At 52.8% G+C, this 22,109-nt stretch carries 24 protein-coding genes and 4 tRNA genes; 25 read left to right on the forward strand and 3 right to left on the reverse strand.

Going from position 1 to position 22,109, the window contains the following annotated elements:
- Positions 1–74 precede the first annotated feature (74 nt).
- Complete coding sequence (gene lplA / locus QQZ12_RS01045; RefSeq protein WP_102991623.1) at positions 75–1,067, forward strand: lipoate--protein ligase; 993 nt, start codon at positions 75–77, stop codon at positions 1,065–1,067.
- A gap of 96 nt (positions 1,068–1,163) precedes the next feature.
- Here the strand turns inward: lplA and QQZ12_RS01050 are convergent, their stop codons facing one another.
- Entirely contained in the window at positions 1,164–2,060 is an 897-nt protein-coding gene (locus QQZ12_RS01050) for a hypothetical protein (RefSeq protein WP_102991624.1), read from the reverse strand.
- 556 nt (positions 2,061–2,616) lie between these two features.
- Here QQZ12_RS01050 and QQZ12_RS01055 point away from each other — a divergent pair.
- From QQZ12_RS01055 to QQZ12_RS01130, 16 genes are all read left to right on the forward strand, one after another.
- Entirely contained in the window at positions 2,617–3,189 is a 573-nt protein-coding gene (locus tag QQZ12_RS01055) for a TetR/AcrR family transcriptional regulator (RefSeq protein ID WP_102991625.1), read from the forward strand.
- A gap of 2 nt (positions 3,190–3,191) precedes the next feature.
- Positions 3,192–4,145 carry a 1,2-phenylacetyl-CoA epoxidase subunit PaaA gene (gene paaA, locus QQZ12_RS01060; protein ID WP_106342540.1) on the forward strand — a complete coding sequence of 318 codons (954 nt, stop codon included), beginning with the start codon at positions 3,192–3,194 and terminating at the stop codon, positions 4,143–4,145.
- 11 nt (positions 4,146–4,156) lie between these two features.
- A complete protein-coding gene (locus tag QQZ12_RS01065) occupies positions 4,157–4,543 on the forward strand; it encodes a phenylacetic acid degradation protein (protein WP_022737868.1) in 387 nt (128 codons plus the stop codon).
- The gene (gene paaC / locus QQZ12_RS01070; protein WP_284723829.1) at positions 4,512–5,309 is read left to right on the forward strand and encodes a 1,2-phenylacetyl-CoA epoxidase subunit PaaC; all 798 of its coding nucleotides are present in this window, start codon (positions 4,512–4,514) and stop codon (positions 5,307–5,309) included. Before QQZ12_RS01065 ends, paaC begins: the two co-directional genes overlap by 32 nt.
- 5 nt (positions 5,310–5,314) lie before the next feature.
- Positions 5,315–5,776: a 1,2-phenylacetyl-CoA epoxidase subunit PaaD gene (gene paaD, locus QQZ12_RS01075; RefSeq protein ID WP_154986529.1), complete on the forward strand. Its 462-nt coding sequence runs from the start codon at positions 5,315–5,317 to the stop codon at positions 5,774–5,776.
- Positions 5,777–5,793: 17 nt separating this feature from the next.
- The gene (locus QQZ12_RS01080) at positions 5,794–7,080 is read left to right on the forward strand and encodes a phenylacetate--CoA ligase family protein (RefSeq protein WP_102991629.1); all 1,287 of its coding nucleotides are present in this window, start codon (positions 5,794–5,796) and stop codon (positions 7,078–7,080) included.
- Positions 7,081–7,131: 51 nt separating this feature from the next.
- Positions 7,132–7,443 carry an EthD family reductase gene (locus tag QQZ12_RS01085; RefSeq protein WP_022737872.1) on the forward strand — a complete coding sequence of 104 codons (312 nt, stop codon included), beginning with the start codon at positions 7,132–7,134 and terminating at the stop codon, positions 7,441–7,443.
- Positions 7,440–8,303: a 3-hydroxyacyl-CoA dehydrogenase family protein gene (locus QQZ12_RS01090; RefSeq protein ID WP_284723830.1), complete on the forward strand. Its 864-nt coding sequence runs from the start codon at positions 7,440–7,442 to the stop codon at positions 8,301–8,303. The genes QQZ12_RS01085 and QQZ12_RS01090 overlap by 4 nt, the downstream gene beginning before the upstream one ends.
- Positions 8,293–9,042 carry a 3-hydroxyacyl-CoA dehydrogenase family protein gene (locus QQZ12_RS01095; protein WP_284723831.1) on the forward strand — a complete coding sequence of 250 codons (750 nt, stop codon included), beginning with the start codon at positions 8,293–8,295 and terminating at the stop codon, positions 9,040–9,042. Before QQZ12_RS01090 ends, QQZ12_RS01095 begins: the two co-directional genes overlap by 11 nt.
- Positions 9,039–10,247: a thiolase family protein gene (locus tag QQZ12_RS01100; protein ID WP_284723832.1), complete on the forward strand. Its 1,209-nt coding sequence runs from the start codon at positions 9,039–9,041 to the stop codon at positions 10,245–10,247. Before QQZ12_RS01095 ends, QQZ12_RS01100 begins: the two co-directional genes overlap by 4 nt.
- A 36-nt stretch (positions 10,248–10,283) precedes the next feature.
- Positions 10,284–11,777 carry an aldehyde dehydrogenase family protein gene (locus QQZ12_RS01105; protein ID WP_431606290.1) on the forward strand — a complete coding sequence of 498 codons (1,494 nt, stop codon included), beginning with the start codon at positions 10,284–10,286 and terminating at the stop codon, positions 11,775–11,777.
- Positions 11,778–11,787: 10 nt separating this feature from the next.
- Complete coding sequence (locus QQZ12_RS01110; protein WP_284723834.1) at positions 11,788–12,180, forward strand: thioesterase family protein; 393 nt, start codon at positions 11,788–11,790, stop codon at positions 12,178–12,180.
- A gap of 148 nt (positions 12,181–12,328) precedes the next feature.
- Positions 12,329–12,414 (forward strand) — tRNA-Leu (locus QQZ12_RS01115).
- A gap of 158 nt (positions 12,415–12,572) precedes the next feature.
- Positions 12,573–12,649, forward strand: a tRNA-Pro gene (locus QQZ12_RS01120).
- A gap of 43 nt (positions 12,650–12,692) precedes the next feature.
- Positions 12,693–12,769 (forward strand) — tRNA-Pro (locus tag QQZ12_RS01125).
- 45 nt (positions 12,770–12,814) lie between these two features.
- Positions 12,815–12,891, forward strand: a tRNA-Pro gene (locus tag QQZ12_RS01130).
- A 32-nt stretch (positions 12,892–12,923) separates the two neighbouring features.
- Here QQZ12_RS01130 and QQZ12_RS01135 read toward each other — a convergent pair.
- Entirely contained in the window at positions 12,924–13,772 is an 849-nt protein-coding gene (locus QQZ12_RS01135; RefSeq protein ID WP_284723835.1) for an HAD family hydrolase, read from the reverse strand.
- 223 nt (positions 13,773–13,995) lie between these two features.
- On the opposite strand from QQZ12_RS01135, the gene QQZ12_RS01140 reads away from it, so the two are divergent.
- From QQZ12_RS01140 to queG, 4 genes are all read left to right on the forward strand, one after another.
- Complete coding sequence (locus tag QQZ12_RS01140; protein WP_102991635.1) at positions 13,996–14,568, forward strand: uracil-DNA glycosylase; 573 nt, start codon at positions 13,996–13,998, stop codon at positions 14,566–14,568.
- A gap of 101 nt (positions 14,569–14,669) precedes the next feature.
- Complete coding sequence (locus QQZ12_RS01145; protein WP_284723836.1) at positions 14,670–16,388, forward strand: ABC-ATPase domain-containing protein; 1,719 nt, start codon at positions 14,670–14,672, stop codon at positions 16,386–16,388.
- A complete protein-coding gene (gene rnhA, locus QQZ12_RS01150; RefSeq protein WP_022737879.1) occupies positions 16,385–16,816 on the forward strand; it encodes a ribonuclease HI in 432 nt (143 codons plus the stop codon). Before QQZ12_RS01145 ends, rnhA begins: the two co-directional genes overlap by 4 nt.
- Before the next feature lie 118 nt (positions 16,817–16,934).
- Entirely contained in the window at positions 16,935–18,071 is a 1,137-nt protein-coding gene (queG, locus tag QQZ12_RS01155) for a tRNA epoxyqueuosine(34) reductase QueG (protein WP_284723837.1), read from the forward strand.
- Between the two features lie 95 nt (positions 18,072–18,166).
- Here the strand turns inward: queG and coaA are convergent, their stop codons facing one another.
- Positions 18,167–19,078: a type I pantothenate kinase gene (gene coaA, locus QQZ12_RS01160; RefSeq protein ID WP_284723838.1), complete on the reverse strand. Its 912-nt coding sequence runs from the start codon at positions 19,076–19,078 to the stop codon at positions 18,167–18,169.
- A 525-nt stretch (positions 19,079–19,603) separates the two neighbouring features.
- Between coaA and QQZ12_RS01165 the strand changes: the two genes are divergently transcribed.
- The 4 genes from QQZ12_RS01165 to QQZ12_RS01180 all read left to right on the forward strand — a co-directional run bounded on the left by QQZ12_RS01165 (position 19,604) and on the right by QQZ12_RS01180 (position 22,049).
- Positions 19,604–20,143, forward strand: a complete 540-nt coding sequence (locus tag QQZ12_RS01165) for a methylated-DNA--[protein]-cysteine S-methyltransferase (RefSeq protein ID WP_102991639.1) — start codon at positions 19,604–19,606, stop codon at positions 20,141–20,143.
- A gap of 89 nt (positions 20,144–20,232) precedes the next feature.
- Positions 20,233–20,709 carry an amidase domain-containing protein gene (locus QQZ12_RS01170; RefSeq protein WP_189318969.1) on the forward strand — a complete coding sequence of 159 codons (477 nt, stop codon included), beginning with the start codon at positions 20,233–20,235 and terminating at the stop codon, positions 20,707–20,709.
- Between the two features lie 55 nt (positions 20,710–20,764).
- The gene (locus QQZ12_RS01175; protein ID WP_022737884.1) at positions 20,765–21,229 is read left to right on the forward strand and encodes a tRNA (cytidine(34)-2'-O)-methyltransferase; all 465 of its coding nucleotides are present in this window, start codon (positions 20,765–20,767) and stop codon (positions 21,227–21,229) included.
- A 79-nt stretch (positions 21,230–21,308) separates the two neighbouring features.
- Complete coding sequence (locus QQZ12_RS01180; RefSeq protein ID WP_284723839.1) at positions 21,309–22,049, forward strand: HAD family hydrolase; 741 nt, start codon at positions 21,309–21,311, stop codon at positions 22,047–22,049.
- Positions 22,050–22,109 lie beyond the last annotated feature (60 nt).

Genomic DNA, 22,109 nt, shown 5'->3' on the forward strand with positions numbered 1-22,109 from the left:
CCGGTTCCCTTGTAAGCGGAGGGCGTCCAAGGTTATCCTATACAATGAACGCAACAAGAGTGGAGGAACGAAACATGTTATTCATCGACAATCGGAACATCACTGATCCGCGGATCAACTTGGCGATAGAAGAGTATGCACTCAAGCATTTGGATATTGAGGAGACGTATCTCCTGTTTTATATCAATGAACCTTCCATCATTATCGGCAAACATCAAAACACAGTGGAAGAAATCAATGTCGATTATGTGCGGGAAAAAGGCATTCACGTGGTGCGCCGGCTGTCCGGTGGTGGAGCGGTGTACCATGATCTGGGCAATCTCAACTTCAGCTTTATCACCAAAGACGATGGCAAGAGCTTTGCTAATTTCCGCAAGTTTACAGAACCGGTCATCTCCGCACTGGAGAGTTTGAACATCAAAGCCGAATTGAGCGGGCGGAATGATATTTTGGTCGATGGGAAGAAAGTGTCCGGCAACGCCCAATTTTCAACGAGGGGACGCATGTTCAGCCATGGCACGCTGATGTTTAACGTCAATATCGAAGAAGTGGTTAAAGCACTGCAAGTGAAGAAAGAAAAAATCGAATCCAAAGGGATCAAATCAGTGCGGAGCCGGGTTGCTAACCTGGTGGATTACTTGGTGGAACCAATGTCCATCCAGGACTTTCGGCAGGTGCTATTGACGCACATCTTCGCTGGAAAGCAACCGATCCCGCAGGTTGAACTGACCGCCGCAGATTGGGCCGAGATTGAAAAAATCGCCGACCAGCGTTACCGGAATTGGGATTGGAATTTCGGCGAGTCGCCGGAATTTAATGTCCAACACAGCAAGCGGTTCCCGATCGGATCGATTGACATCCGCCTCGATGTCGGGGAAAAAGGCGTTATCCGCCAGTGCAAAATCTATGGGGACTTCTTTGGTGTGGGGGATGTGGCCGATATTGAACAGCGCTTGGCAGGGGTTCGGTATGACCGGGATGCCATCGAGAAAGCGTTGGCAGATGTGGATGTGAAGCATTATTTTGGTGACATCACCAAAGAGGAATTTATCGACTTGGTGTATTGATGACCAAACACGCCGACCTTGGCACCACACCCGGAAAGAAGATAGTTGCTATTGACACGGGAAAAAGCGATGTCGTCAGCGGGACATCGCTTTTATTTATACAATGTGTTTCAATTCCCCTTCTGCTAATCGTTTGTTGAACGCCGTCAAAAATGCTTCCTGCTTATGAAAGAGCACATGTTCTAAAACGAATTCCTGATAGCCTTGTTCAAGGAGGAAATATAATACGCTGCGAAATAGTTTGGGGCCGTGGGGGTTGGTGGGGTCGATGAGTTGGAAGCTGGAATTGTACTCTTTGATCGTTTCCAGTAAAAAGAGGGTGCTCAAGCGCCCATTGGGCAAGGTGAACGCATATTCTTCCAGCACATAGCGATTGCGGTTGCCGCTGAATTGTACGCGTTCTTTGGGGATCAATGGCGGATGTTGTTGTTGTAGGACATGGGGCGCGATCGTCAAATCGAGCCGGTCGTGTTGGGTTGAGATGAAGCGGCGAACCGCTTTGTAGTTGTTGAGGGCGGGAACAAGGGAAACGCGGCCGAGGAATGTTTGGATGATCAATTTTTGATCGATGATTTTATAACCAAACAAAATGTCTTGGTCGATGAAGCCCCATCCTTTTGGTGACAAGGTAATGCGGCCCAAATGCAAGAGCTGTTGTAATCTGATTCGCAGCAGGGAGAGGCTTGGGCAAGGACTGATCCGTTCTGTCCAACGTTCATACGCGTGGCTGTCAATGTGAACGGTCAATTCCATGGATGCGGTGGAAATGCGTGTGCGCGGCGTGTGGCGGCGTTGCCGTTTCACCACGCGCATCAGTTCATGTTTGCTGAGATAATGGTCGTGATGAAGAAAGCATGTCCAATCGGCAAGTTTAATTTTTTTATTAATAAACGTCTTACTATTTAAGACCTGATAACTTAAAGGATTTCGCTTTAACTCATTAAGCCAATTTTTGGAAGGGAGTGGTGTGTCAAATGGCCTGTGGCTATGCATGAAAGCCACTCCTTTCTGTATTTGGTCAAGTTGGAAGCCTGCCAATCTTGTTTGCATCCGTGTCGATAGGTGAAAAACCGATCTTGGGAGGGCGGTGAGCCCAGGTGCAAAGGGGTTACTCGGTGCACCCCACCATCCATATCTCTCCATCCAAAAGATGGGTTAAATCGTTGAAAAAAATGGGGTTGTATATTCATATTACCATAAATAACCCAATTTATGCGAATATTTTTATACATTAATAAGAGTAGTTTTTCACGTCATTCCGTTGTGGGGTGCACTCTTTTTGATTGAAATTCGGCCAAGAGAGCTGGTTTGAATAGATGGGAAAATCATTCATTAAAACGCATGTAAGTCACAACTTGTCTAGGCCGATGGTATCGGTTAAGCCTGCGGTGGATGGAAGGGATCGGCTGGCGTATGTTAATGCTGTAATAGATTAATACCCGTTTTGTAGGGAAGTTATGATCAAATTCTCATAAAACCTTGACAAAACTCTGAATATTCTATTACGATAAAAACAAACAAGCGCTTGTTTTAAAGAAAGGATTTAGCTATGCCAAAAAAAGGGAGAAGAGAAGAAATCCTAGCCATCGCTTGTCGCTTGTTCAGCCAAAAAGGATACCATGGCACCACGATTCGTGATATTTCCGAAGCTTGTGGAATTTTGGCGGGCAGCTTGTATGCTCATATCAATACCAAGGAAGATTTGTTGTTTGAGATCACCAATCGGGGGGCGGATGCTTTCTTGCAATCGTTGGCCCCGATCGTGGAGAGCCGGGTCACGGCCAAGCAGAAGCTGAAGCAAGCCGTTCGCGCGCACATCCAAGTGGTGGAAGCCAATCTTGAAGCGGCCACGGTGTTTTTCCATGAATGGAAGGCATTGACGGGTGAGCGGTTTGAGCAGATTCAGGAAAAGCGGGACCAATATGAAGGCATGTGGTCGGCCATTTTGGCGGAGGGTGTGCAAGAAGGGATCTTCCAATTGCAAGATGAGAAATTCGCCCGTCTGTTGATTTTATCGGTGGGCAACTGGATTTACCAATGGTACCGCCCAGATGGCGGGTTGAGTGCCGAAGAAATCGCAGATCGGTTTGTAGCGTTGATGCTGCACGGATTTGTGAGATAGGGATGGGAGGGAGAGGCTTGCAAGAACAAGATTACTGTTCGTTCATGGAGCGAATCGAACGCGGAGAGAAGATCGAGGCGACTGAATGGATGCCGGATGAATACCGCAAACTTCTAGTCAAATTGATCCACATGCATGCAGTAAGTGAGATCATGGGTGCATATCCGGAGAAAGAGTGGGTTCCCAAGGCTCCCAGCTTGCGGCGCAAACTGGCGATCATGGCCAAGGTGCAAGATGAGATGGGCCATGGGCAGTTGCTGTTGCGCGTCGCCGAGGATTTGTGCGCCCCGTGGGGCAAAACGCGTGAAGAGCTTATTTCCGACATTTACAGGCAACGGGTGAAATTTCACAATGTCTTTCACATGGAAGCTCGTACTTGGGCAGATGCGGGTGTGATCGGTTGGTTGGTCGACGGGGCAGCCATCATTAACCAAGCAGCGCTCCTAGAAACCTCCTACGCTCCTTACGCCCGGGTGTTGAAGCGGATCTGTGCCGAAGAGAGCTTTCACATGCAACATGGAGAGAACATCATTTTGGCGCTGGCCATGGGAACAGAAGCGCAACGGGAGATGTTGCAAGAGGCCGTTAATTACTGGTGGGAATCGTTGCTGTTCTTTTTCGGCCCCAAAGAGGTCACCCCGGCGGCTGAGCGTATGCTTCATTACCGCATACGCATTAAGACGAATGAGGAGTTGCGGCAAAAGTTTTTGGACAAGTATGTCCCGCGCATCTGGTCGCTGGGCTTGACGGTGCCCGATCCGCAGTTGCGTTATGACGAGACAGAGAAGTGCTGGCGCTATTCGGAGCCCGATTGGGAGAAATTTGGCCGGATTGTGCGCGACTGTATGGGTCCCAAATCGCAGGAGCGGATGGCGTTGCGCCGTCGCGCCCACGAAGGTCAACTCTGGGTGCGTGAAGCGATGATTCGCTCCCGGGCTTTGATGCATGCGGTGTGAGGTGGGATCAAATGACTGAAAAAATGGAATATGGCGTCTTCGAGGTATTTGTGCAGCGGACGCATCTAGATCATCATGTCCATGTGGGCAACTTGCTGGCCCCTTCCGCCGATGTGGCAGCGCAGATGGCGCGGGAAAACTTCTTGCGGCGGGAGAAAGTGGTCAGCCTGTGGGTGGTTCCCCGGGACCAGATCACCGCTGTTTCTGAACATGGAGAGTGGTTGGGACGCGAATTGGATCGGAGTTATCGTGAAGTGTCCGGGTACACCGAAAACGGACGGCTGTGGCGTATGTTTAAAGAGAAAGCGCTAACATTGGAGGAGATCGTGGCTTATGTGGAGCGGCGGAGCGAAGGAGGGAGAAGGAATGGACATCAAAGACGCCCATCAGGCTCGTGAGCATCCAACTTATCACCAGGCATTGGTCCGGTGGATAACTCAGTTGGCCGACGATGAATTGACATTGGGCCATCGGGACTCGGAGTGGCTGGGACTGTGCCCTGACATTGAAGGAGATGTCGCATTTAGTTCGATTGCGCAAGATGAAGTGGGACATGCCGCCTTCTACTTTGAGCTCTTGCATGAATTGGGTGAACCTGATCCTGATAGGCTGGCCTTTGCCCGAAAGACCCACGAACGGCGCAACGCCAAGCTGGTGGAACAGGAAAATGGCGATTGGGCATACTCCATTCTCCGCCACACCCTCTACGACATTTTTGATGGGATCCGACTGGAAGCGATGCGCCAATCCAGTTACCTGCCGCTCAGGCACGGGGTGGCGAAGATCCAGCGGGAAGAGGCGTACCATTTGTTGCATATGAAGACATGGGTGGTCCGCATGGGCAAAGCGGGCGGTGAAGCGAGACAATACCTAGAGGAAGCGGCAGTGCGCCTATGGCCGCAATTGGATGACCTCTTTTCCTTTGGGGATGCGGATGAGGAAACGCTGTTGCGGTTTGGGATCATCGCATTTGGCTCCGCCGAATGCCAGAAGCGCTGGGAAGAACAGGTGAAAGTCATTTTCGGACAAGCGGGCCTTCTCTGGCCGGGGGAGATTCCACTTAGTGGGCGCGATGGCCGGCTGGGGCAGCATGACCCCGCATTGGCCCAGTTGCTGGAGACGATGACAGAAGTATACCGCCTTGACCCCGTAGCGAGGTGGTGAAGGAAATGGTGACGGAAGCGGAATGTTGGAAACGGTTGCAAGAAGTGAAAGACCCGGAGATTCCCACAGTGAGTGTGGTAGAGATGGGGATGGTCAAGCGGGTGGAGGTGATGCCGGGGCGGGTGCATGTCGAGATGATGCCAACCTTTGTGGGATGCCCAGCGCTGGACTTGATCCGCAAGCAAGTGGTTCGCCAATTGTCTGAGCCGGACGCTTCCGTTGAAGTAGAAGTTGACTTTGTCTTCGACCCCCCATGGACGAGTGAACGCATCACTGCGGAGGGCGCGCGGAAGCTGAAGGAGTTTGGGATCGCACCACCTGGTTCGCAGGTGGATGAGCTGCCATCTTGCCCATATTGTGGGGAGGAAAAGGGGCAGGTGGAGAATTTGTTCGGTCCGACGGCCTGCCGCGCAATCTATTATTGCACGCGTTGTCGGCAACCGTTTGAAGGCATGAAAAAAGTGTGATCAAAGGAGTTGGCGCCATGTACCAACCCGCAGTGGAGGCGATGGAGAGGCGAGAGTTGGCTCAGTTGCAGGAACGGCGCTTGTTGGAAACGGTGCGTCGCGTGTATGCACATGTGCCATTTTATCGGTCGAAGCTGCAACAAGCCGGCATTGACCCCGAGTCATTTCGCGGTTTGGCCGAGCTCACGCGGTTGCCGTTTACCCGCAAATCGGATTTGCGTGACCAATATCCGTTTGGATTGTTCGCCACGCCGCTCGCCGACGTGCGCCGCCTTCACGCTTCATCGGGAACGAAAGGGAAGCCGACGGTAGTCGGTTACACTGAACGCGATTTGCGCTTGTGGAGTGAAGTGTGTGCGCGGGCGCTGGTGACGGCTGGAGGCCAGCCAGGAGATGTATTTCACAATGCTTATGGGTATGGCTTGTTTACGGGAGGATTAGGGATGCATGCCGGCGCCGAACGGTTAGGCATGGTCACGGTGCCGGTTTCTGGCGGCGGGCGCATGCGACAGTGGACGTTGATTGAAGATTTTAGCCCCCGCGTGATCGCGGGAACGCCCTCATTTATTTTGAGCCTGGGCGAAGCGATGATACAAGCGGGCAAACATCCCCGCAACAGCTCAGTCAAAGTGGGGATTTTCGGTGCCGAACCGTGGTCGGAAGAGATGCGGCAGGAATTGGAGGCGTTGTGGGGCATTCATGCGGTGGACATTTATGGCTTGTCAGAAGTGGTCGGACCGGGAGTGGCCATTGAGTGCTGGCAGGCAAAAGAGGGCTTGCACATCGCCGAAGACCATTTCTTGGTGGAAGTGATTGATCCGCACACCGAAGAAGTTCTGCCGGAGGGCGAGGTGGGTGAGCTGGTGTTCACCACATTGACCAAAGAAGCGCTTCCTGTCCTCCGTTACCGGACGGGGGATTTGGCTAGTGTCACGAGCGAACCCTGCCGTTGCGGGCGGACACACCGCCGGATGTCCCGCGTCAAAGGGCGGATCGACGACATGTTGATCATCCGTGGAGTAAATGTGTTTCCGATGGAGATTGAACCCATCGTGATGGCCCAGCCCGAATTAAGCCCTCATTATCAGCTTGTTGTAGAAAAAGAAGGATCGATGGATCGGTTGACGGTTGAAGTGGAAGTGTTGGAATCTTCTTTTAATCTCGTCGATTTTTCAGCGTTGACCAAACGGTTGGAGGGGGCGCTGAAAGAAAATTTAGGTGTCTCTGTCCGTGTGCGCGTGACGATGCCAGGATCATTGCCACGTAGTGAAGGAAAGGCCGTCCGCATTCTGGATCGGAGGTAAAGGTTCGTACGGCGAGTTTATTAAACTATCCAGTTTGGGAGGATGATCAGCATGGTAAAATTGGTCGCTCTGTACAAACAACCGGAAGACAAGCAGGCGTTTGATAAGCATTATTTTGAGGTTCACCTGCCATTGACCGAAAAAATGCCCGGATTGATCAAAACGAAAGTAACCAAGTTTTCAAGCACCCCGATGGGAACCGAGTCGCCGTTTTATTTGCAGGCCGACATGTACTTTGAGTCGGAGGAGGCTCTCCAGGCGGCAATGAAATCCCCTGAGGGTAAGGCGGCTGCCAAAGATGTGATGTCCTTCGCTGGAAAGCTGATCACCATGATCATCGGGGAAGAGGCGGAAGCTGAGTGAGCGGGTCGTGGCTGACAACGCCAGCAGTGGTTGGTGCCGGTACGATGGGGATGGGCATTGCGGAGGTGCTGGCGGCGGCCGGTTATCCGGTGTTGGTATGGGACATGTCGCCCGCGGTGATGGATCGTGCCCGCAAACAATTGAAGGAGCGTTTGGCGGCGCGGGTAGCCAAAGGACGTCTGTCCGCCGAAAAAGCGGAGGGAATGTTTGAACGCATCCAACCGGTGGCGAGTCTTGATGAGTTGGCGAAATGCGAGCTGGTGATTGAAGCGATCGTGGAGCGACTGGAAGCAAAGCAATCCCTGTTCGCGCAGTTGGATGAGCTTGTGTCCCCCACAGCAGTCCTTGCTTCCAACACCTCTTCGCTGTCGATCACTGCGATCGCCGGCGTCACCAAGCGACCTGAGCGGGTGTTGGGCATGCATTTTTTCAATCCAGCGCCTCGCATGCCCTTGGTCGAGGTCGTGCAAGGTGCGCAGACGGCGCCCCGCGTGCTTAAACAAGTCTATGGGTGGTTATCCGGCTTGGGCAAAGTGCCGGTACGGGTAGCAGACGCTCCCGGCTTTCTAGTGAACCGGGTGGCTCGCTCGTACCATACCGAGGCGGTCAAGCTAGTTGCCCAGCAGTCAGCTCGCAAAGAGCAGGTGGATCGCATTTTGGAGGGGGCTGGCTTTCCGATGGGGCCTTTTGCCCTGCAAGATCTGATCGGGATTGATGTCAATTTGGCAGCTTCTGTTTCCGTATATGAAGCGACTTTTCATGAAGCGCGGTTCCGCCCGCATTATCACCAACAGCGGATGGTGGAGCAAAAGGCGCTAGGACGCAAGACGGGAAAGGGGCATTACGAGTATGGCGGATAAGGTGGTGATTTTGGGGGATGGCCCTTTCCGGGAGCCGTTGGCAACATTTCTCGCGTCACAGCGAGTAGCTTGCATGTCGCCGGAGCAGGCGGACGGCCGTGACGTGTTGGCAGTGATTGATGTGCAAACCGGGTGTGATGGGGGCAAACGCGATTGGCTGGTCTCTGCGGAGCGTGTAGTTTCCGAGCGGACGCCCATTTTCACCTCTGTCTTGCACCGGACGGCGACCGAGATCGCCTCTTGGTTGGCCCATCCCGAGCGCGTGGTGGGGTTTTCACCCGTGCAGTTTGCGGACATGCCGGTGGTGGAAGTGTGTCGCCCCCTACAAGCGGAAGAGGATGCCAGCTGGACAGAACATCTGCAAGTGCTTGCTGGCTTGGGGAAAGAGGTAGAAGAAGTGGGAGATGAGCCGGGGTTGGTGTTTCCGCGTACCTTGGCGCTATTGGTAAATGAGGCGGCTTTTGCACTGGCGGAAAAAATTGCTGACAAAGTAGATATCGACTTGGCGATGCGTAAAGGAACCAATTGGCCGTACGGTCCGCTGGAATGGGCAGACCGCATCGGCATCGACCAGATTGTCGCCATATTGACCGGATTGGAGAGGGAGCTGGGAGAAGAGCGTTACCGCCCGGCGCCGCTGTTGCGCAAGATGGTTTACGCCGGGTATCTGGGCCGGGCAAGCGGCCGCGGCTTCTACTGTTATGATGAGCAGTCGGTGCGGAAGGGAGCAGAGGGATGAGGCGTCGCGAAGTGGTGATAGTGGATGCCGTGCGCACCCCGATCGGCCGATATCGGGGGGGCTTGAGTCGGGTGCGCCCCGATGATCTGGCGGCTCATGTCATCCGGGCTTTGGTTGAGCGCAATTCGCAACTGGATGAAGTAGAGATCGAAGATGTCGTGTTTGGATGCGCCAACCAAGCGGGGGAAGACAACCGCAATGTGGCTCGGATGGCGCTATTGTTGGCCGGATTGTCAGAAGAAATCGGTGGAGTCACGGTAAACCGCTTGTGCGGTTCGGGATTAGAAGCGATCAATCAAGCTGCGGCGGCAATCCAGATCGGTAGCGGCGATGTGATGATTGCTGGGGGAGTGGAGAGTATGACCAGGGCGCCGCTGGTCATGTTGAAGCCGGAGCAAGGATGGGCCCGTGGTGATCAGGCGTTGGTGGATACCACCTTGGGTTGGCGGTTCATTAATCCCCGGTTGGCTGTGCGCTATGAACCGATCAGCATGGGAGAAACCGCGGAAAATGTAGCCGAAAAATGCGGCATCACCCGCGAGGAGCAAGATGCATTTGCCTATCAAAGCCAACAACGGGCCGAACAAGCTCGCGTGCGAGGCGCGTTTCAGGCGGAGCTGGTGCCTGTGCCGGTGGCTGAGGAAAAGGGGGAAACCGTCTGGGTGTCTGCGGATGAACATCCCCGGCCTCAGACGACTCTCGCCAAGCTCAGCCAGCTTCCACCAGTGTTTCGGCCAAACGGCACGGTGACAGCTGGCAATTCGGCGGGTATCAATGACGGAGCGTCGGCACTATTGTTGATGGAACGTGAAACGGCCATTCGCTTGGGTTGCCGTCCGTTGGCCCGCGTGGTGGCATTTGCCGTGGCTGGAACCAACCCGCTGACCATGGGTCTGGGACCGGTGCCCGCCGTGCGCAAAGTGTTAGCGCGGGAGGGGCTTACGGTGGACGATCTGGATTTGATCGAACTGAATGAAGCATTTGCCGCTCAAGCCCTCGCTTGCATGCAAGCATTGGCGTTGGACCCGGACAAAGTGAATGTCAATGGCGGCGCGATTGCGCTCGGACATCCACTTGGGGCCAGCGGAGCACGAATCATGACGACATTGGTGCACGAGTTGGTACGCCGAGAAGGGCGATACGGTTTAGCGACCATGTGTATTGGTGTGGGCCAGGGGATCGCTACGGTGATTGAACGCATTTGAAGCATCTTATCAACCAAAGGAGCGTGTGACATGCATATGGAGAAAGTGGCTTTTTTAAAAGAAAAATACGATTTGCTGATCAATGGGGAAGCTGTGCCAGGTAGCTCCGGCGAGACGTTCACCGTCTACAATCCGGCCACTGGAGAAGCGATTACGGAAGTGGCGAAAGCGACCCGTGCGGATGTGGACCGTGCCGTGGAAGCGGCTCGTGCAGCTTTGACGCAAGGGAAATGGGCGCGCTGGCCCGCTTCGCGCAGAGGGCAAATCTTGAACAAGATTGCTTCCATCATGCGGAGCCGTTTTAAAGAATTGGTGGAGTTAGAAGTGTTGAATACGGGGAAAGCGCTTTCCGCGGCTAAAGGGCAAGTGATGCAGGCGATTGAAGATTTTGAGCTTTATGCGGGGGCAGTCTCCACCATCCAAGGTCACACCAAGCCGGTGCCAAATGGGTTTTTCCATTATTCGGTCAAAGAGCCGGTCGGTGTGTGCGCGCAAATTATCCCTTGGAACTATCCATTGATGATGGCAGCATGGAAAGTGGCTCCCGCTCTGGCCGCAGGATGCACGATCGTCTTAAAACCGGCGAGTTTGACGCCTTTGACCGCGCTCGCTTTGGCCGACATTTGCAATGAGGCAGGGGTGCCCAATGGGGTGATCAACGTCATCACGGGCAGCGGCTCGGACGTGGGATCGTACCTGGTGGAACATCCCGGGGTGGACAAAGTGGCGTTTACCGGGGAGACGACGACTGGTAAAGACATCATGGCTAAAGCATCTGAAACATTGAAGCGGGTCACGCTGGAGTTGGGAGGAAAATCACCGAACATCATCTTTGCTGACGCTGATTTGGAAGCGGCGGTCAACGGCGCTGTCTTCGGGATCTATTACAACACCGGGCAATCCTGTGAGGCGCGATCCCGCCTGTTGATCCACGAGGATATTTATGACGCGTTTATCGAACGGTTCATTGAGAAAACAAAACAATTGCGACTAGGTGATCCGTTCAGCGAAGAGACCCATGTGGGAGCGGTGATTTCGCAAGCGCAATGGGATACGATCCATAGCTATGTGCAAGCGGCGGAAGCGGAAGGAGCGCGGGTTCTTTGCGGCGGTAAGCGGCCCGAAGGGAAAGAGTTTGAGCGGGGGCATTGGTATCTGCCTACTTTGATTGGCGATGTGACCAATGACATGCGGGTTGCGCAAGAAGAAATTTTCGGGCCGGTGGTCGTGGCAATCAAATTCAAGGATGAGCAAGAAGCGATTCGTTTGGCCAACGACACCGTGTACGGATTGGCGGCGGCCGTTTGGACGCGCGACCACGCGTTGGCCCACCGGGTGACCGGACAATTGAAGGCGGGTGTCATCATGGTGAACAATCCATTCTCCACTTTCCCAGGCTTGCCGTTTGGCGGATATAAGCAATCCGGGTTTGGCCGGGAACTAGCGCTGGAATCGCTGGACTTGTACATGGAAACCAAAAGCGTGCTCTCTTATGTCGGGCCAAAACCGCTCAACCCCTTTGGCCTATAGGAGGAAGAGCATGAAGCAGGGACTGGAACTAGGACATCAAGAAACCATCTCCATTGTCGTAACCGAGGAGATGGCCGCCTCTTTCGCAGGTCAAATGGTGCATCCGGTCTTGTCCACGGTGCATATGGTGTACTACATGGAGTGGGCTGGCCGCAAAGTGATTCTGCCGTTTTTGGAAGAAGGAGAGGAAGGGGTCGGGGCTACCATTCACATCCGTCACATCGCCCCCGCCCCCATCGGCAAGCGGGTGGATTTCACCGCGACGGTCATTGAGCGGACCGACAACAAAGTGGTGTGCCAAGTCAAAGCCGAACACGACCGGGCCGTGGTGGGAGAAGGGGAATTTGTGCAGGTTATTCTGCCACTAGCCAAAATCAAGGCCAATATCAATCGGATGAAATAAGAGCTAACCGCCGCATCACGTTGCGGCGGTTGCTGATTTTATGGGAAAAATAATGTGGGCAAAAAAATTGAAAGTACCTGTTGACATTATCTTAGACACATGATAAATTTATAAATGTCGCTACGACATAATGAAATTTCATAAACGAGCCGAAGTGGCGGAATTGGCAGACGCGCACGACTCAAAATCGTGTTCCCTCAAGGAGTGTGGGTTCGAGTCCCACCTTCGGCACCACATTTTAAACTAGAGAAGATTCTCTGGTTTTTTTACTTTTTGCGAGGTATGCTTGATCGCGCGCCATGTGAAAAAATGCATGTAAAGTTGTTGACTTTATCTATGATGCGTGTTAAATTATATCTTGTCGCTTAAACCATGACTGTGAATAAGTTTGTCGGGATGTGGCTCAGCTTGGTAGAGCACCTGGTTTGGGACCAGGGGGTCGCAGGTTCGAATCCTGTCATCCCGACCATTTTCTTTGTTTAACGCCGTGATGCGATGAAACATATATCCATCGGGATGTGGCTCAGCTTGGTAGAGCACCTGGTTTGGGACCAGGGGGTCGCAGGTTCGAATCCTGTCATCCCGACCATTTTCTCTTTGTTTAACGCCGTAGCGCGATGAAACATATATTTATCGGGATGTGGCTCAGCTTGGTAGAGCACCTGGTTTGGGACCAGGGGGTCGCAGGTTCGAATCCTGTCATCCCGACCACACAAAAAGGAGGCCATCTAGGGGCCTCCTTTTTATTTTGCCGTTTTTTCAGATGCGGTTGACAATAAGTGGTGTTCGATGAGATGGGAGACGGCATGTTCATCATGGCGCGCCACGATCACATCTGCCTGCTTTAAGACCTCGGGATGTGCATTGCCGACTGCGGCCCCCAGACCGGCCAACTTCAACATGTCCAAGTCGTTGCAGTGATCGCCGATTGCTGCCAGTTGTTTCGGCTCCATCCCTAGTCGCTCCATGAGCTTAGCGGCGGCCGCTCCCTTGGACATGCCGCGCGGCAATATTTCAAAATAATTATCGTAAGACAGAGTGGCGTCAATTGGGAAGGCGGTCAGTGTGTCCGACCATGCGATCACTTGGTGCATTTCCTGCGGATCAGCGATGACCACCAGTTTGAGATACGGGACATCAGGCAGATCATTAAACGAAGGCAGAGACACCACTTTCAGGTCTTCCGTTTTTTCAGCGGTCAGGGCGGCTTCTGTAGAGGGGCGCAGCTGGGTGATGTAGATAACGTCGATGCCATAGATGATCAAGTCCTTCGGACAGGATAAGCGTTCTAAGGCGTTGGCCGCCAACTGTCTGATCATGTCGGCTGGCAATGTGGCCACAGGCGACAAGTGTCCGCTTGCAGGATCAAATAGTAGCGCTCCGTTGCAGAGAATGACCGGAACATCTAGGCGTAATTCGTCAATGAAGCGTTTTGCTTCCATATAAGTGCGACCGGTGGCCAGGGTGAAGATGCCTCCGTGCTCCCGAAACCGTGCGATGCTACGTTTGTTTTCCGATGAAATCCGGTTGCCGGCGCCGAGCAAAGTGCCGTCGACATCAGATACCAACAAGGGATAAGGCAACAAACTCATCACAATCCACTCCTTTATCTCTTTTAGTGTACGGGTGCAAGGTCAAGCGGAGATTGAGAAATGATTCATTTTTGATGAAGCTCGCCAACCAAGTATACCATGCCGAACGCTCTCATCGCCGCCCTTTCCATCGGCGGCCGCACATCGTACAATGAAAAGGTCTTGACAACATCTTCCGCCGCCAGTGAATAAACATGGGACAAATAGAGAGGAGATAGAGAGGATGCAGATGGGATTGGATGAATTATTTCATCGGGTGCAGCATTGCACGATGTGCAGATTGCATGAGCGGCGCACACAAGTGGTCCTAGGAGAAGGCAATCCCCATTCCCCGTTGATGTTTGTAGGTGAAGGGCCGGGAGCGGACGAGGATATCCAAGGGCGCCCCTTCGTAGGGAAAGCCGGGCAGTTGTTGAACAAAATGTTAGCGGCGGCGGAAATACCGCGGGAACAGATTTACATAACCAATATTGTGAAATGCCGTCCGCCAGGCAACCGGACACCGACCGAGGATGAAATGAACACATGCATCGCCATTTTGCGGCGGCAGTTTCTCGTGATCCGTCCCAAAATCATTGTGACATTGGGCTCGGCCCCCACCCGGGCATTGATCGATCCGCAGGCGAGAATCACCCGTGTCCGCGGTCAATGGGTGGAGAAGAAAGGTGTGCGGTTTATGCCGACGTTTCATCCGGCCTACCTGTTGCGCAATCCGGAAGCCAAACGGGAGGCCTGGGCGGATTTTCAGCAGATTCGTGACGCATACAAAGAAGTGTTGGCCGGTATGAACAGTTGATTAAGACGTGTCTGGTGCATAGGTGAACAGGATCACACGTGACGGAGGCGCTCAATGAGAAATGCCCTAGATGCAGAATAAAGGAAGCAGGTGATCAGACGATGGAACGATTGCGGAGCATCCTGACCCGCATCGATGGGAAAGGATACAAAGCGTATAAAGATTTGACAGGAGAATATCGGTTTCCCCACTTCCAATTGTTTGTCGACTATGTGCAAGGAGACCCTTTTGCCTCGCCGTCCCGCATACGCGTACGCATTCCCAGTGCGCGCATCTCTTGGAAACCGGAATGGATGGCTAGCACTTTCCGCAGGACGGCCCTAGAAGACTGGTTTGTCCGCAAATGGGTACGACAGCTTGACCGATCGGCACCCCGCGTTTCAGGCACAGGCAAAAGCGGCCTGATCGCCATCGACCGTCCCGGGCAAGCGATTTTACAGCGTACGGCAGTCGTCGTTACACCGGAGTGGTTGGAAGCGCGTCTCCACATCGGGTTACCGGCGCGGGGACGGACGGTGATGGGCAAAGCCGCTACTGAGATGTTGTGTACCGTGTTGCCTCAGTGTGTCCAGCAAGTGGCGACCCTGAGTGAAGCGGATCTGCGGGCCATCGAGCAGCGGATGTGCTTGGTGGACAATCAGCAAGCGATTCGCCAAGCGATGCGCGAACGGGGATGGGTGGCGTTTGTGGCAGATGGGGCAATCTTGCCACGCGAAAGCGGCATCAGTGACCGGCCCTTGCGCGGAGAGCAGGTCATTCCGTTTGCCGCTCCCCCGTCCCTGCGACAAACGGTGCCGGTTCCACATGGGGAATCCATCAGCGGGATGGCGATTCCCCGCGGAATCACATTGATCGTCGGCGGGGGGTATCACGGCAAAAGCACCTTGTTGCAAGCGATGGAACGGGGTGTTTACAACCATATTGAAGGAGATGGGCGGGAATATGTGCTGACCGATCCCGACACGGTCAAGGTTCGGGCAGAGGATGGGCGCCGAGTAGAGCGGGTAAATATCTCACCCTTCATCAATCAATTGCCTCTGATGCGTGACACTGCACGTTTTTCCACAGAGGATGCGAGTGGAAGCACTTCGCAGGCTGCCAACATCATGGAGAGTTTGGAAATGGGGTGTCGTTGCCTGCTGATAGACGAGGACACCAGCGCCACCAACTTTATGATCCGCGACGCCCGGATGCAGGCCTTGGTAGCCAAAGGCAAGGAACCAATTACTCCATTCATCGACAAAGTGCGTCAGCTGTATGAAGAAAAAGGCGTGTCCAGCGTGCTAGTCATCGGTGGATCAGGAGATTACTTTGATGTGGCTGATCTTGTTATCATGATGGATCAATACCTTCCTCATGATGTGACCGCTAAGGCGAAAGAGATCGCCGGCAACCAACAGAGCGGACGTGTGCGGGAAGGCGGTGCGACTTTCGGGGAGATCACCGCCCGTTCACCGCTGGCCAAAGGGCTGGAAGCGAACCGCAAAGGACGGGAAAAAGCGGAAGCGAAAGGCCTTCATGCCATTCTTTACGGTACGCAAGCGGTTGACTTGTCTGCCAGTGAGCAATTGGTTGACACCAGCCAGACCAGAGCGATTGCGCTGATGATGTGTTGGATCGGCGAACGTGCAGATGGACGAGCTAGTTTGCGGCAACTGATTGAAGCTGGCTTGAAAGAGGTGGAAGCACACGGATTGGATGTGCTTTCGCCATTCCGAGGGAAGCATCCGGGTGATCTGGCCCTGCCGCGTAAGTATGAGATCGCCCAGGCAATCAATCGCTTGCGCTCTCTGCGCGTGAAAGGAGGGGACAAAGGATGAAGGAAGTGATCATCTATACCGACGGCGCCTGCTCACACAATCCGGGGCCGGGCGGATGGGCGGCGGTGCTCTTGTATGGGCAGCACCGCCGGGAGATTTCCGGAGGGGAACGGGAGACGACGAACAACCGGATGGAGTTGATGGCCGTCATTGAATCCCTCAAGCTGCTAAAGGAACCATGCCGGGTCAAATTGCATTCAGACAGTGCTTATATCGTGAATTGTTTTCAGCAAAAATGGTATGTCAAATGGATTAAGAACGGTTGGATGACCGCAGGCAAAAAGCCAGTTGAAAATAAGGATCTGTGGCAGGAGTTGCTGGCCTTGTGCGAGGAGCATGAAGTGGAGTTTATCAAAGTGAAAGGGCATAGCGACGTCGAATTGAACAACCGCTGTGATGAATTGGCCCGCGCGGCCGTGCCGAGATAGGGGAGAAACTGGCAGGAGCGTAGGGAGATCGCCATGGTATAATAACATCTCGAATTGTCGACGGAAGGGGCAGGTGCCGCCAAGCGGAACAACATCTAAGGAAAAGGAGGGGAACCGTGTGAACAGTGCAGATTTGAAACAGAAACTCATCAGCAAAGCAAAAGAAATCGGCATCGACAAAATCGGATTCACCACCGCTGACCCATTTATCGCGTTGCGGGAGCGGCTGAAAGAGAGTCAGGAGAAGGGATACGCATCAGGATTTGAAGAGCCGGACATCGAGAAACGGGTTAGACCTGAGCTGTCGTTGCCCGAGGCTAAATCGATCATCGCCATCGCACTGGCCTACCCCTCCAAGCTGAAGAATCCACCCCGCTCGGAAGCGGGTGCGTATCGAGGCATCTTCTGCCGCGCCTCGTGGGGGGAGGATTACCATCATGTTCTGCGGGAGAAGCTGACCTTGTTGTCCACTTATCTCCAAGAGTTGGTGCCTGATGCGCGAACTCAAGTGATGGTGGATACGGGAGCCTTGTCAGATCGCGCGGTCGCTGAGCGGGCTGGCATTGGATGGAGCGGAAAGAATACATCCATCATCACGAAGGAGTTCGGATCTTGGGTGTATCTGGGGGAAATGATTACGGATGTGTACTTTCCACCTGACACGCCGGCCACGGATGAATGTGGGGATTGCACAATCTGCATCGATGCCTGCCCCACTGGGGCAATTGTGCAGGCGGGGCAGTTGAACGCGCAAGCCTGCATTGCCTATTTGACCCAAACAAAGGATTTTCTGGGGGAAGAATATCGGAGTAAGCTGGGCAATCGTTTGTACGGGTGTGACACCTGCCAAACGGTATGTCCGAAGAATCGTAAGCGCCACTTTGACCATCACACTGCGTTTCAGCCGGACCCCGAAATGGTGAAGCCGCTGTTAAAGCCGTTGCTACAGATGAGCAATCGGGAGTTTAAAGAGAGATTTGGACGGATGTCAGGGGCATGGCGTGGCAAAAAGCCGATTCAACGAAACGCTATCATCGCGTTGGCCCATTTCAAGGATCAAACGGCGATTCCCGATCTGGTGCGGCTATTGGCAGAAGACCCGCGCCCGGTGATTCGGGGTACTGCCGCATGGGCTTTGGGGAAAATCGGGGGAAAAGAAGTGCTGGAAGCATTGCAAAAAGCCCAAGAAAAAGAAGTGAACCAGGAGGTTCTGCATGAGATCGGCAAGGCATTGGACATGGCGCAAAACGCATAAAGGAACTCACCCCCCCGCGGGATGTCAATGTGACCGCGGGGGGGTGTTGTGTAGATAGCATCTGTCGCCGTTTCATGTGGCAGACGGATGCTTCTTCACCACGTCCGCCAATAGATTTTTTCCACTTGATGGTTGGCACCTTTTTTTATGATGAGTTTGGCCCGATGACGCTGGGGATAGATGTAGGTTTGTAAGTTGGGCAGATTAATCTCCTGCCAAGCTTGCTTGGCGATAGACATGGCTTCTTCATCAGGCAACTGGGCCAAATCGTAATAATATGATTGCGGCGCATTGCGCGCCAGATTCCGAAACTCTTGAAACCGTTTCATAAACCAGTGAAACAAGTGCTCCGTCTCAGCGTCGAGATAGATGAGCAAATCAAACAAACCTTGGATCGGCGTAGCGGATAAAGTTGTTTGCGGATGAAGCAAGTTGACGCCTTCAATCAGCAAAATGTCTGGTGCAGCAATGGATTGCGCCTGATCGGGAACAAGATCATACAAAAGGTGCGAATAGACGGGAATTTCCACTTCATCTGCGCCGGTCTTCATATCCAACATGAATTGGAGGAACCGCTTCCAGTCGTAACTTTCAGGAAATCCTTTCTTCTCCAAGATGCCCCGCTCATGTAATATGCGGTTGGGCAATAAAAAGCTGTCCGTCGAAACAATCTCCACACGGGGTTGTTCGGGAAAACGGTGGAACAACTCTTTCAACACTTGGGCAAAGGAGCTTTTGCCCGAAGCACTGCTGCCCGTGATGCCGATCAGAAAAGGGATGTTGGGCCAAGGGCGCTGGAAGAAGTTCTCCCACATATGTTGCGATGATCTCGTTTGAGAGAGTTGGAGATACAACAATTGGGAGAGAGGAAGATACACCTCGGCCATTTCTTCATCAGAAACCAGCAGAGAGAGCGGAGCGGATGGCAAATGGGAGGATGCCGTATATGCGGGCAACCACTGTTGAAAGCTTTGCCGGTCAAATGTGAAAAAGGCCTTATTTGCCATGCGATCACCTTTTTTCCAGTAATGGTCTCATCAACCGTGTGAGAGAAGGTTTCCTGTACGGCGGGATGCGGTTCTCTTGATGTAAGGGAAACATTTTCTTTCATTATAGTGGATTTATGGGGGAACACGCACAGCACAACAAGGCTGATTAAAAGAGCAAGGAGTTGATAAACGGAAAAAAATTCAGATAACAGTAGAAAATGGGCTCCTTGCGACGGAGTGAACATTTGATGCGTCAGCATCTGGAATGACAAGTTGCCTCATTAGTGCTTACGTACCAGCAGTATGGATGAGAATTTCTTCCGTTAGGGAATTCATGTGCCAATTCGGGGTGAAAAGAGGTAAGATAGATGGGAGGAGAGAGAAGGAGCTTGACTGTTCATGTTTTGAAAAAAATGAAACTTCCTATGCATTGGTAACGTCTAATTTAATTGGAATCAGTAGATTGCAGTGGGATTTTGTCTCGCGAAAGCCATAATTTCATTGTAAAATAACAAAGACTTGCAAATAGGGAGGGTTCCTTTGATGACCCCTGGGTCACAGAGCATAGTCTGGAGTCAAATTGACAGTCCGATCGGGCCGCTAACCTTGGTAGCCAGTCACCACGGCTTGTGTCATATCATGTTCAGCCGCAAGAACTCGCCAACAAGAGGCTTGCAGATGTGGTTGAACAATTGGTTTCCTAATCCGAGATTGGAACGGAACGATCACGAGTTGCAACCGTACATCATCCAGTTGGAGGAATATTTCAGACGGGAACGGCGCGAGTTCGACCTGCCGATTGATTTATACGGAACGCCATTTCAAAAGTTGGTCTGGCGTTATTTGCGCACCATTCCTTACGGGGAAGTTCGCAGTTACAAAGAGGTGGCCCAGGGCATTGGCGCTCCCAAGGCGGTGCGCGCGGTGGGTGGGGCTAACAATAAAAATCCCGTTTCCATCGTGATACCTTGCCATCGGGTGATCGGTTCTAACGGGTCACTGGTAGGGTATGGTGGTGGACTCCATATCAAGGAATATTTGCTTACTTTAGAAGGCTGGCTTAAGCCGAACGAAAGGGACTGAAGTGGAGCAGCGTAGGCTGCTTTTTCTTTTTGTAATAGATGTGCACTCCTTCTCATAAGAGTTTAGTAATGTATGGGAGGAGTGGGAACATGGCTTATGATCGGGCACGCGCGGTGAAGTATGCAGAAACGTTTTGGAGTCGGCCCAACCCTTACTACAAGGCGTTTGCGGACGATTGCACCAATTTCGTGTCACAATGCCTGCGAGCTGGAGGGTTACCCATGGCCCGCGGTTGGTGGTATCGGCGGGGGCGGAACGGACAGGCGAGTTGGAGTCACTCGTGGGCGGTGGCCCATTCGTTGTGCCTCTTCTTGAAGCGTGGCGGACCGACGGGGAGGACGCGGGAGGTAGGGGATGTCGGCCAGTTGCAATTGGGGGACGTAATCTGTTACGACTGGGAAGGAGATGGCCGGTGGAATCACAACACCATCATCACCGCGTTTGCCGAAGACGGTAGTCCGTTGGTAAATGCCCGCACCATTAGCAGGCAGCATTTCCCATGGGATTACAAGGCGTCTTATGCGTGGACTCCGCAGACGCGCTACGCTTTTTTACATATTGAATAGGTTGCGGTAAAATAAGAACGTGATCGAGTCATAGATAGATGGAAGGGATGTCGCTGTGCCGTTTCATATTGTGCTGGTAGAACCGGAAATTCCACAAAACACAGGAAATATCGCCCGGACCTGTTCCGTGACGGGGGTGCAACTGCATTTGGTGCACCCATTGGGGTTTAAGATTGATGATGCCAAACTGAAGCGGGCCGGGTTGGATTATTGGCATGACTTGAATATCCAACATCACGATTCATTTGCCCAACTGAAAGAAAAATACCCGGACGGGCGTTTTTTTTGCGCAACGACCAAGGCGAAAAAAACGTATACCGAACATCAGTACCAACCGGGGGACTTCTTTGTGTTTGGCAAAGAGACGAAAGGACTAGCCCCGGACATCTTGTCCGCCCATGCGGAGACGTTGATTCGGATACCGATGAAGCCGCAGACCCGTTCATTGAACTTGTCGAACTCCGCCGCCATTGTCGTATATGAAGCAATGCGCCAAATCGGCTTCCCGGGTCTTGAATAAGAGCGTCGCCGCCCCTTCTGGGGAGGGGTGCGGCTATAATTGACCGATCAGTATAAATGTAGAGAGAAGGGGAACAGGCATGATTAAAGCGTGCTTATTCGATCTGGATGGAACACTGCTTCCCATGGATACGGAAGCGTTTGTGAAAGTGTATTTGGGTGCCTTGGCCCCGCAAGTAGCCCATGTCATTCCACCGGACAAGTTGGTGAAAATGATTTGGCACGCCACAGAAGAAATGATTAAAAACACCGATGAACAACTGACCAATGAGCAAGTATTCGAGCGAGCTTTTCTGGAAGTGTCCGGGGTGAGCAAAGAAGAGATTTGGCCTGTGTTTGACCGGTTTTACCGTGAGGAATTCCCAAAACTACAAACCCATGTCGGCCGGGAACCGCTCATGCGCGAAGTGGTGCAGGCTGCATTGGAACGGGGATGCAAAGTGGCTGTGGCTACTAACCCGGTCTTTCCCAAAGAAGCAATTTGGGAACGAATGCGCTGGGCTGGGGTAGATGATTTGCCGTTTTCGCTTGTGACGGTGTACGAAGAGATGCACTTTTGCAAACCACAACCCTACTATTATCTGGAAGTGGCTAATGGCTTGGGTGTAAAACCGGAAGAATGCGTCATGATCGGCAATGACATGCAAGAGGACATGGTCGCTTCCATGGTGGGGATGAAAACCTTTTATCTACGGCAACACCGCATCGACCGTGGCCAGCCCGTTTACCCTTTTGATATGGAAGGAACCGCTGCCGAGCTGTTGTCGGCGATTCGCGAGGGCAAAGGGTTGTTTGCCGCGGAGGCAATGAAGGTGAGATAACCCTGAGTGAGTGTGGAAAAACCTTGGTTTTTGCACCAAGGTTTTTCTATCTTTTTCCTT

Source organism: Laceyella tengchongensis (assembly GCF_900182735.1).
Taxonomy (GTDB): domain Bacteria; phylum Bacillota; class Bacilli; order Thermoactinomycetales; family Thermoactinomycetaceae; genus Laceyella; species Laceyella tengchongensis.

What these genes read in the sequence shown, in the direction of transcription:
- QQZ12_RS01080 (WP_102991629.1), top strand. Translation starts at nt 5,794, where the DNA reads ATGTACCAACCCGCAGTGGAGGCGATGGAGAGGCGAGAGTTGGCTCAG.
- QQZ12_RS01050 (WP_102991624.1), bottom strand. Translation starts at nt 2,060, where the DNA reads ATGCATAGCCACAGGCCATTTGACACACCACTCCCTTCCAAAAATTGG.
- QQZ12_RS01095 (WP_284723831.1), top strand. Translation starts at nt 8,293, where the DNA reads ATGGCGGATAAGGTGGTGATTTTGGGGGATGGCCCTTTCCGGGAGCCG.
- paaD (WP_154986529.1), top strand. Translation starts at nt 5,315, where the DNA reads ATGGTGACGGAAGCGGAATGTTGGAAACGGTTGCAAGAAGTGAAAGAC.
- paaA (WP_106342540.1), top strand. Translation starts at nt 3,192, where the DNA reads ATGGGAGGGAGAGGCTTGCAAGAACAAGATTACTGTTCGTTCATGGAG.
- QQZ12_RS01105 (WP_431606290.1), top strand. Translation starts at nt 10,284, where the DNA reads ATGGAGAAAGTGGCTTTTTTAAAAGAAAAATACGATTTGCTGATCAAT.
- QQZ12_RS01100 (WP_284723832.1), top strand. Translation starts at nt 9,039, where the DNA reads ATGAGGCGTCGCGAAGTGGTGATAGTGGATGCCGTGCGCACCCCGATC.
- QQZ12_RS01165 (WP_102991639.1), top strand. Translation starts at nt 19,604, where the DNA reads ATGACCCCTGGGTCACAGAGCATAGTCTGGAGTCAAATTGACAGTCCG.
- rnhA (WP_022737879.1), top strand. Translation starts at nt 16,385, where the DNA reads ATGAAGGAAGTGATCATCTATACCGACGGCGCCTGCTCACACAATCCG.
- QQZ12_RS01170 (WP_189318969.1), top strand. Translation starts at nt 20,233, where the DNA reads ATGGCTTATGATCGGGCACGCGCGGTGAAGTATGCAGAAACGTTTTGG.
- QQZ12_RS01055 (WP_102991625.1), top strand. Translation starts at nt 2,617, where the DNA reads ATGCCAAAAAAAGGGAGAAGAGAAGAAATCCTAGCCATCGCTTGTCGC.
- QQZ12_RS01140 (WP_102991635.1), top strand. Translation starts at nt 13,996, where the DNA reads ATGCAGATGGGATTGGATGAATTATTTCATCGGGTGCAGCATTGCACG.
- lplA (WP_102991623.1), top strand. Translation starts at nt 75, where the DNA reads ATGTTATTCATCGACAATCGGAACATCACTGATCCGCGGATCAACTTG.
- paaC (WP_284723829.1), top strand. Translation starts at nt 4,512, where the DNA reads ATGGACATCAAAGACGCCCATCAGGCTCGTGAGCATCCAACTTATCAC.
- QQZ12_RS01085 (WP_022737872.1), top strand. Translation starts at nt 7,132, where the DNA reads ATGGTAAAATTGGTCGCTCTGTACAAACAACCGGAAGACAAGCAGGCG.
- QQZ12_RS01180 (WP_284723839.1), top strand. Translation starts at nt 21,309, where the DNA reads ATGATTAAAGCGTGCTTATTCGATCTGGATGGAACACTGCTTCCCATG.
- QQZ12_RS01065 (WP_022737868.1), top strand. Translation starts at nt 4,157, where the DNA reads ATGACTGAAAAAATGGAATATGGCGTCTTCGAGGTATTTGTGCAGCGG.
- coaA (WP_284723838.1), bottom strand. Translation starts at nt 19,078, where the DNA reads ATGGCAAATAAGGCCTTTTTCACATTTGACCGGCAAAGCTTTCAACAG.
- QQZ12_RS01135 (WP_284723835.1), bottom strand. Translation starts at nt 13,772, where the DNA reads ATGAGTTTGTTGCCTTATCCCTTGTTGGTATCTGATGTCGACGGCACT.
- QQZ12_RS01145 (WP_284723836.1), top strand. Translation starts at nt 14,670, where the DNA reads ATGGAACGATTGCGGAGCATCCTGACCCGCATCGATGGGAAAGGATAC.
- QQZ12_RS01110 (WP_284723834.1), top strand. Translation starts at nt 11,788, where the DNA reads ATGAAGCAGGGACTGGAACTAGGACATCAAGAAACCATCTCCATTGTC.